Source organism: Okeania sp. SIO2B9 (assembly GCF_010672505.1).
Classification (GTDB): domain Bacteria; phylum Cyanobacteriota; class Cyanobacteriia; order Cyanobacteriales; family Microcoleaceae; genus Okeania; species Okeania hirsuta.
Map to the genome: position 1 here is coordinate 1 of NZ_JAAHGK010000188.1, position 7,898 is coordinate 7,898.

Sequence of the window (7,898 nt, forward strand, 5' to 3'; positions counted from 1 at the left end):
TCCCCAGCGACCAGGGCTTTGCCGGAGCCGTCACCACATATTCGCCTCTGGCCCTCGAACGGCTGGATTATACCAATCAGCCCAGCGCTGGGGGAGCCTACGGACGGTTTGACCAGGGCAGCGCCGAGCTAATTTTTAACAACGGCCTTACCCAGGAATCGGTGCTCCCGACCCATTTCTCCCGACCCATTTCTCCCGACCCATTTCTCCTGTCTTCCCCTCCTGGGAGGGGTTAGGGGTGGGTTGTCTCCTACCCTCACCCATAAGACTTTTGAGCGCAAACCCTAATTATTCATTCGGTAAAAGGCATCTTGATACAGAATCAATCTCTAGAAAACTCCCAGTTACCTTCCCCTCTCTCGCGGGGACAGCAAGCATTATGGTTCATCTACCAGAAGGCTCCAGAAAGCGTAGCTTACAACATATTTATAACCACTCGTCTGGCTGGAGAGTTAAACCTAGAGACTTGGCGAAAGGCTTGGCAAAAGCTGATTGCACGACATTCGATCCTGCGAACTACCTATAGGACTCAGGATGGCAAACCCGTTGCAGTAGTTAGTCAAGACTGCAACGTCAAGATTGAGGTAACAGATGCTTCTGGGTGGGGATCCGACGAATTAAAGGCCAAAATTATGGCAGCAGTAGAACGTCCCTTCAATTTGGAAACAGGTCCGATAATGCGCTTGGATCTGTTTGCCCGATCGCCCCAAGAGTTTGTCCAATTGATAACCATGCACCACATTGCCGGGGATGGATGGTCATTTGACTTGCTTATCAAAGAACTCCGGGTACTATACGCGGCTTCTGTCGAGAATCTCCCAGAGGCAAAAATAGCTAACTTGCTGGCAGATTCTCCCTGGCAATACGCCGACTATGTGTCCTGGCAGTCTGAGATGCTCTTGTCTGCACGAGGAGAACAACTCTTTCGCTACTGGCAGAAACAACTGGCCGACTGCTTGCCGATTTTGAATCTGCCAACAGACAAAGCGCGACCAAGGGATTTAAGCGGTCGGAATGAATTCCATATTGTCGAGATCGACCAACGACTCCGAGAGAAACTGCTACAACTAGCTGCCGATATCGGAGTCAGTCTTTACCGGACTATGCTGGCTGCCTTCTTTGTCCTGCTACATCGCTTATCGGGTCAAGAAGACATCCTGCTAGGAAGCGCAATGGCTGCAAGGTGGAGCGTTGAGGAGCTTAAAAGCCTTGTCGGTTACTGTAACAACGAGGTCGTTTTGCGGGCAACTCTTGCGGATAACCCCACCTTCGTAGAATTTCTCGCCCGCATCCATCACACGGTAACGGAGGCACAGACTCATCAAGATTATCCCTTCGACTTATTAGTAAAACGACTCAACCCTTGTCGAGATGCTAACCGACACCCTCTAATTCAAGTCGATTTCACTTGGCGCAAGCATCGCTGGTACAAACCGGAGAACCCCGAACTCCCAGCAGGTGAGAAAGCACTGTCTATCGAGCCATACTTAGCCGTACACCAACAGGGTTCCGTATTTGATCTGAGTTTGGCAATTGAGGAACTTGACAAATCTCTCCATTTCATCTGGGAATATAGTGCCGACCTATTTGATGCCAAAACTATTCGCCGCTGGGCGAGACATTTAGAATGCTTGCTAGAATCGATTGTCGCCAATCCACAACAGCGCGTTGCGTTTTTACCAATCCTGAGGTCAGAGGAACAACATCAATTGTTGGTGTCCTGGAACAATACTCAGACAGATGCTCCCCAAGATAAGTGCATTCATCAGTTGTTTGCAGAGCAGGTAAAACGGAGATCAGACAATATCGCGGTAGTTTTTGGGAACGAACAAATTACCTATCGGGATCTGAACGCTAAGGCAAATCAATTGGCCTATTATTTGCAATCTCTGGGAGTAGGTCCAGAGGTAATAGTGGGGATTTGCATAGAGCGCTCGGTTAAAATGCTGGTGGGATTGTTGGGCATTCTCAAGGCAGGTGGGGCGTATTTACCCTTAGACCCTAGCTATCCGCGCGATCGCCTGGCTTATTTGCTAGAAGATTCGGGAGTAACTTTGCTGTTAGCTTCCGAAAAGTCAGTGGTTCGACTCCCAGAAAGCAAGGGACGGGTTGTTTTCTTGGATAAAGATTGGCCGGTCATTTCTCAGTATAGCGCGGAAAATCTTGCCCTTCGTACCCAACCAGCTTCTTTAGCTTACGTCATCTACACTTCAGGTTCTACCGGAAAGCCAAAAGGGGTGGAAATCGAGCATAAAAGTTTGGTAAATGCCTATCGTTCCTGGGAGCAAGCTTACCAGCTACGTCCCCAGAGCAGCCATCTGCAAATGGCGAGTTTCTCCTTTGATGTCTTTACGGGAGATTGGGTTCGCGCCCTTTGCTCGGGAGCCAAATTAGTTCTCTGTCCGAGGGACTTTTTGTTAGAGCCAGAAAAGCTGTATCAATTGATGCTCCAAGAGCAAGTCAATTACGCAGAATTTGTGCCAGCGGTAATGAGAAACTTAATCGAGTATTTGGAGAACACCGAGCAAAACCTAGATTTCATGAAGGTATTGGCGATCGGTTCCGATAGCTGGTCTGTGCAAGAATACCAACGATTTCGCCAATTCTGCGGTTCGGGAACTCGGTTAGTGAATTCTTATGGAGTCAGCGAAGCAACCATTGACAGTTGCTATTTTGAAAGCACCAAGCTCGAGCGACCCCTTGAGTCCCCAGTTCCTATCGGTAAACCCTTTGCCAACGCTCTTCTCTATATTCTCGACGATCATCTCCAACCGGTTCCCATCGGCGTACCAGGAGAACTGCATATCGGTGGCATCGGTTTAGCCAGAGACTATCTCAACCGTCCGGAGTTAAGTGCAAAAAAGTTTATTGCTAATCCTTTTATACCAAATCCGGTAGAATACTTACACTTCGGTGGCAATAAGGCAGAACCCACCCCTAACCCCTCCCAGGAGGGGAACCGTCTGTACAAAACCGGAGATCAGGCACGCTATCTCCCGGACGGCAACATCGAACTTCTCAGTCGCATCGACAACCAGGTAAAAATTCGCGGCTTCCGGATCGAACCAGGAGAAATCGAGGCGCTACTGGCGAAACGCCTAGAAGTGCAGCAAGCTGTAGTTATAGTTCTCGGAGACCAACCGAGTAACAAGCGCCTGGTGGCTTATGTAGTTCCCAATCAATCTTTTTCTCCATCTTCCCAGAAAAATTGTAGCGACTTTGTCAATAATCCCTTGTATGGGAAGCAAATGCAGAAACTAACTCCAAAACTGCGTGCTTTTCCTTGAGAAAAGCTGCCGGACTATATGATGCCTTCGGCTTTTGTGATGCTAGACTCCCTACCCCTAACTCCCAACGGTAAAATTGACCGGCGGGCGCTCCCCGCACCGGACGGAACTAGCACCGGTAGCGATGCCACTTTTATTGAACCTCGCGATACCCTAGAATTGCAACTGACACAAATCTGGTCTGATGTTTTGGAAGTTTCTCCCATAGGCATCCGAGATAATTTCTTTGACATCGGCGGTCATTCTTTGTTAGCGATCGCCTTAATTGCTCGGGTGCAACAGCAGTTGGGAAAAAATCTTTCTTTGGGAGCACTTTTGCAAAGTCCGACTATTGAGCAGCTCGCTATTTCTCTGCGTTCGGGTAAAGATTATGAGTCAACTTCGCCTCTAGTTAAGATGCAGTCCGATGGAGATTTACCGCCTCTCTTCTTAATCCCTCCCAGCAGCGGCACTGTCTTATTTTATCTAGATTTAGCCCGCAATCTGGGGAGCGAACAACCGATTTATGGTTTGCAAGCGCCTGGTCTCAATGGAGAGCGATCGCCTTTTACTACTCTCAAGGAACTCGCCACTCACCACCTAAAAGCAATTAAAACTATTCAACCTCGCGGTCCTTACTACTTGGTTGGTTTTTGCGTGGGTGGTCATTTAGCTTTAGAAATGGCACAACAGTTACACCAACAAGGGGATACCCTGGCATTGCTAGCGCTAATAGAAGCTTCTGCTCCCGAACACCACAGGCTTCTGATTGATAGCACGCCAGGAAGAATGCTAAGTCCCGATATTTTTTATCTCAGATTATTTGCTGAAGAAATGAGCGCTCCTTGGGGGAAAGAAGTTCTCGTATCCTGTGAGGAACTACAACAACTGATACCAGAGGAGCGATTGGGGTATGTCCTCGAACGAGCTAAGATGTTTGATCTATTGCCGGAGGAAGTGAGAGTTGAGGATTTGGAAAATTTGTTTGAAGTTTTTCAAGCCACGGCTATTGCGTCTTATAACTATGAAGCGCGACCTTATCCAGGTAATATTGTACTGTTTAATGCCAGCGAGCAGCTAATAGATATAGGGGGTGATCGGACTTTAGGTTGGCGAGATTATGTTGGGGGAGAAATTGAAATCCACGAGATTCCTGGAGAACATTTCTCGATTATCCGGGAACCTCAAGTGCGGGTTTTAGCAGAACGGCTGAAGCAGGCACGCGATCGCGCTCTGGCGAATTAATATTGGACCGATGGGCGACAGTCGAGTTGCGTTGTAATAATAAACGCTTTTATTATTAAGATAATAAGTTATTTTTAATTTTGATAAAAGCAAAAACCTTGCAAGTCAAGGATTTTAGCGATACCTTTAAAAGGTATCGCTTATTTATACAGGTTGGTCACATAATTATTCCTCATATCTAATATCATGTCCGGTTGAATACTTACACTTTGGAGGAGGTAAGGCAGGAGGCAGGAGGCAGGATGCAGAAGGGTTTCCCGCAATTTCAACCTAATTCTATACACAAACGATGCTACCGGACATGATATAAGGGTAATCTTTAACCAATTATATATCTTGATTTTTTTAGTCAATTCAGGAGTTTATACTTTAAATTGGCAGTTAAAAGCCAAACTATACTCTATTTTTAAGCTCTTAAATAGGGCTTGCTGATTAAATATAAAAGCATTGACATATAAAGATTTTAACCTTTTTGGGAACGAAAAAAGTGCGCCTGTTTCAGTCTAAAAGGCTCAAAAAGTTAGTATTTTAGGCGCATAGTTGGGCAGAACAATCTTGGGACAAAACTTAGCTCCTACCTCCTCGCTCATTCCCATTTCTCCCCTCCTGGGAGGGGTTAGGAGTGGGTTGTCTCCTGTCTTCCCTTCCTGGGAGGGGTTGGGGGTGGGTTGTCTCCTACCCCCTACTAAAGGACTTTTTCAGCAAACCCTAAATACAGGCGTTAGATCGAAAATCAGCTAATAATTTTACTCTGCAAGTAGTAGTTCAAAAAATCAAAAAAAACTTGAAACGTAAGATTTTTCCCTCTTGCCTGTTGCCTGTTGCCTCTTCCTTCTTCTATTAGAAGCGACAAATTGATTCTGGTTGGAGGGGGCAAATTCTGGCAACTGGGTTATTTCGCAAATTCAGTACATCTAATTTAATTAAAGTTGAGAGGGAATTAATATCTGTTATTTTGTTGCGACTTAAATCTAGTAAATTAAGGTTAGTCAAAGTTGATAAAGAATCAATTTTTGTAATTTGATTGAACACCAGGATCAGAATTTTCAGATTCCTTAAACTAGAAAGATTGGAAACTTCAGTAATGTAATTATCACTCAGATTAAGATAAGTTAGATTAGTGAGGTTAGAAAGAGAAGAAATGTCACTAATTTGATTGCGATATAAATACAAATTAGTAAGGTTAGTTAAGTTAGATAAGGGCGCAATTTTTCTGAGCTGATTATCGTTAAGATATAGGTGAGTTAAATTGGTTAAATTAGCTAGAGGTTTAATATTTGTAACACGATTAACTCCGAGATTTAGCTCAGTTAATGTTGTTAAGTTGGAGATAGAAGATACATTTTCAATTTGATTAAAAATCAGGCTCAGATGAGTTAATTTAGTTAAATTAGATAGAGGATATATATTTTTTATTCTATTATCGTTGAGTTCTAATTCAGTTAAATTAGTTAATTTAGACAAGTCATAAATATCTTCAATTTTATTACTATCGAGAAATAAATGAGTTAACTTAGGAAGGTTAGATAAAGGGGATAATTCTTGGATTTGATTAGCATTTAGGGATAGTTTTGTGAGATTTTTAAGGCTGGATATAGGAGCAATATTTATAATATAATTATTATTGAGAGAGATGGCAGAAAGACTAGAAAGTTTTTTGTCTGCTTCAATACAGTCATTCGTTCTGGCTTTTTGCAATAGAATTTTAACTGTATATTGAGAAGTGGAAGAAATGTTTGTTTGATTTAAACACCATTCTGTAAAGGTAGAAAAATTTTCTGGCGAGGTAGAATTAGCATTTAGGTAAGGTTGCATCAGCAGTATCCCTACCCAAATATAAATTCCCAAAAAGATTACTTTGAGTCTTTTCATTACGACTTTTACTCCAAAATTTTGTTGATATTAAAGTAATTATAATCAATGCGATAGCAGGGAATAGGGAATAGGGGAAAAAACATTTTCCTGTCTGAGGTTTATGATTAGTCTATGTCCTAATGGGACTTACACATTTTATGGAAGAGTCAGTCTAGATAAGGGAATTACGTCAATACCCTCAAAATGCCGAGAACCCCAAATAAACACGAGTACCCATCTTAGTAAGCGTCAGATGAAAATTATGATGTTTAGTTCTTGCTTGAGAAAGTTTTGTTGTCTCAAAGAAATTTTTGGTATGATTTGTAAAATTAATTTTAGCTGAATACTCAGTAATATTTGATTGGCTATTGCTGAGTTGAGGATGATATTTGATTTCGTATTTTTGGAGTCAGTAATTAAAGGATTTTGCTGTTGATTTGTCTCTGAGTTGAGTTGAGATACAATAGTTTTTAAGTCTTCTATTTGGGCAAATTATTGATCGAGATTTATCAACTTTTCTAAAATTTTTAATTGATTTCTAGTATTGAGGTAGAAAATTTTACAAATTCTTTGTAGCCAAAATACATCAAAGCTCAGAACTAATGTCACTAAAATAAAAAATATACTTTTTTTGAAGTCATTCAATTGTTCTTCAGTATAAAATCTAGGGTCTTTTTCCCTTATTCCTTCACTCATCTTTGAACTAATTGTCTTTTGCCATTCTTGAGCTAATTCTTTTTGAGTTTTGTTATGATGTAAAAAATCAGCTTGTGTAAGAGTTATAATTATTTTTTGTGGCGCTCCAAACTGCTCTGGAAAAACTATGACAGTTTCACCATTAAGGATTGATACTTGGAATGTTGGAGTAGCCATCGGAGTATCTATATTATTCTCCTTTATAGCATCACTCTCTAAAACCTTTTAATTAGAGCAGGCTAAGGATACGAAAAATTAACCCTAAAAAATCCTTTTTCGTGCCTTCGCGCGTAAAAATATCTTACCTGTTGCCTGTTGCCAGATGAGCTGTTGCCTACTCCTGCAAAAAATCTATATATATCTTTTTCACCAGATGTCTATTAGATTAATTATTTAGGTTTAATTTAGGGACTCAGAATTCCTGAGATTTGTCTGATTGGAAAATTGTACTAGACGGCTTAACAAAATTTAACTAAAAAGTAAACTTTGTTACAGAATTAAACATCGTGAAATTGAGATGCTCTAACTGTAATTTTTCTAGTCATCATCAATGAAAAACTTCACTTTTTTAGTATTGCCAGCCATCTTAGGAATAATAACTGGAGTTGGTCACGGAATCATTTCCCATAAAGCAGACCTTCCAGTATCTTTAACTGAGCAAGTTGCATTGTCCCTACAAATTGGTCAATTCCCAGAACCATAAAGATAAATTTTTATTAAAAGTATCTGTTAATACAGAAATATCTGAGATACTGAGAAAGTAAGTAATTGAGGAGACTTAGCTCTATGAACTCTCAAAACTCTCAGCACTTAGATAATATATCTGGTTTAGATCGA

The 7,898-nt window shown here is 41.7% G+C and carries 5 protein-coding genes and 1 pseudogene; 4 read left to right on the plus strand and 2 right to left on the minus strand.

Features of this window, described 5'->3' with window-relative positions; genetic code table 11:
* Positions 1-311: 311 nt before the first annotated feature.
* From F6K13_RS35000 to F6K13_RS09180, 3 genes and pseudogenes are all read left to right on the plus strand, one after another.
* Positions 312-1,655 (plus strand): annotated as a pseudogene (locus F6K13_RS35000) (condensation domain-containing protein); the annotation flags it as partial.
* Positions 1,656-1,715: 60 nt separating this feature from the next.
* Entirely contained in the window at positions 1,716-3,287 is a 1,572-nt protein-coding gene (locus F6K13_RS09175; protein WP_287287242.1) for an amino acid adenylation domain-containing protein, read from the plus strand.
* A gap of 18 nt (positions 3,288-3,305) precedes the next feature.
* Complete coding sequence (locus F6K13_RS09180) at positions 3,306-4,511, plus strand: thioesterase domain-containing protein (RefSeq protein WP_124155201.1); 1,206 nt, start codon at positions 3,306-3,308, stop codon at positions 4,509-4,511.
* An 840-nt stretch (positions 4,512-5,351) separates the two neighbouring features.
* On the opposite strand, the gene F6K13_RS09185 is transcribed toward F6K13_RS09180, so the two are convergent.
* Positions 5,352-6,383 carry a leucine-rich repeat domain-containing protein gene (locus tag F6K13_RS09185; protein WP_124145103.1) on the minus strand — a complete coding sequence of 344 codons (1,032 nt, stop codon included), beginning with the start codon at positions 6,381-6,383 and terminating at the stop codon, positions 5,352-5,354.
* Between the two features lie 474 nt (positions 6,384-6,857).
* Positions 6,858-7,238 carry a hypothetical protein gene (locus F6K13_RS09190; RefSeq protein WP_124145104.1) on the minus strand — a complete coding sequence of 127 codons (381 nt, stop codon included), beginning with the start codon at positions 7,236-7,238 and terminating at the stop codon, positions 6,858-6,860.
* A gap of 373 nt (positions 7,239-7,611) precedes the next feature.
* Here F6K13_RS09190 and F6K13_RS09195 point away from each other — a divergent pair, with 373 nt between their 5' ends.
* Positions 7,612-7,764, plus strand: coding sequence for a hypothetical protein (locus tag F6K13_RS09195; protein WP_192901127.1), 153 nt, complete (start codon positions 7,612-7,614; stop codon positions 7,762-7,764).
* Positions 7,765-7,898: the final 134 nt, after the last annotated feature.

Bases quoted from the DNA above. Each gene is read 5' to 3' on its own strand.
- F6K13_RS09195 (WP_192901127.1), top strand. From the start codon at position 7,612: ATGAAAAACTTCACTTTTTTAGTATTGCCAGCCATCTTAGGAATAATA.
- F6K13_RS09190 (WP_124145104.1), bottom strand. From the start codon at position 7,238: ATGGCTACTCCAACATTCCAAGTATCAATCCTTAATGGTGAAACTGTC.
- F6K13_RS09185 (WP_124145103.1), bottom strand. From the start codon at position 6,383: ATGAAAAGACTCAAAGTAATCTTTTTGGGAATTTATATTTGGGTAGGG.
- F6K13_RS09180 (WP_124155201.1), top strand. From the start codon at position 3,306: ATGATGCCTTCGGCTTTTGTGATGCTAGACTCCCTACCCCTAACTCCC.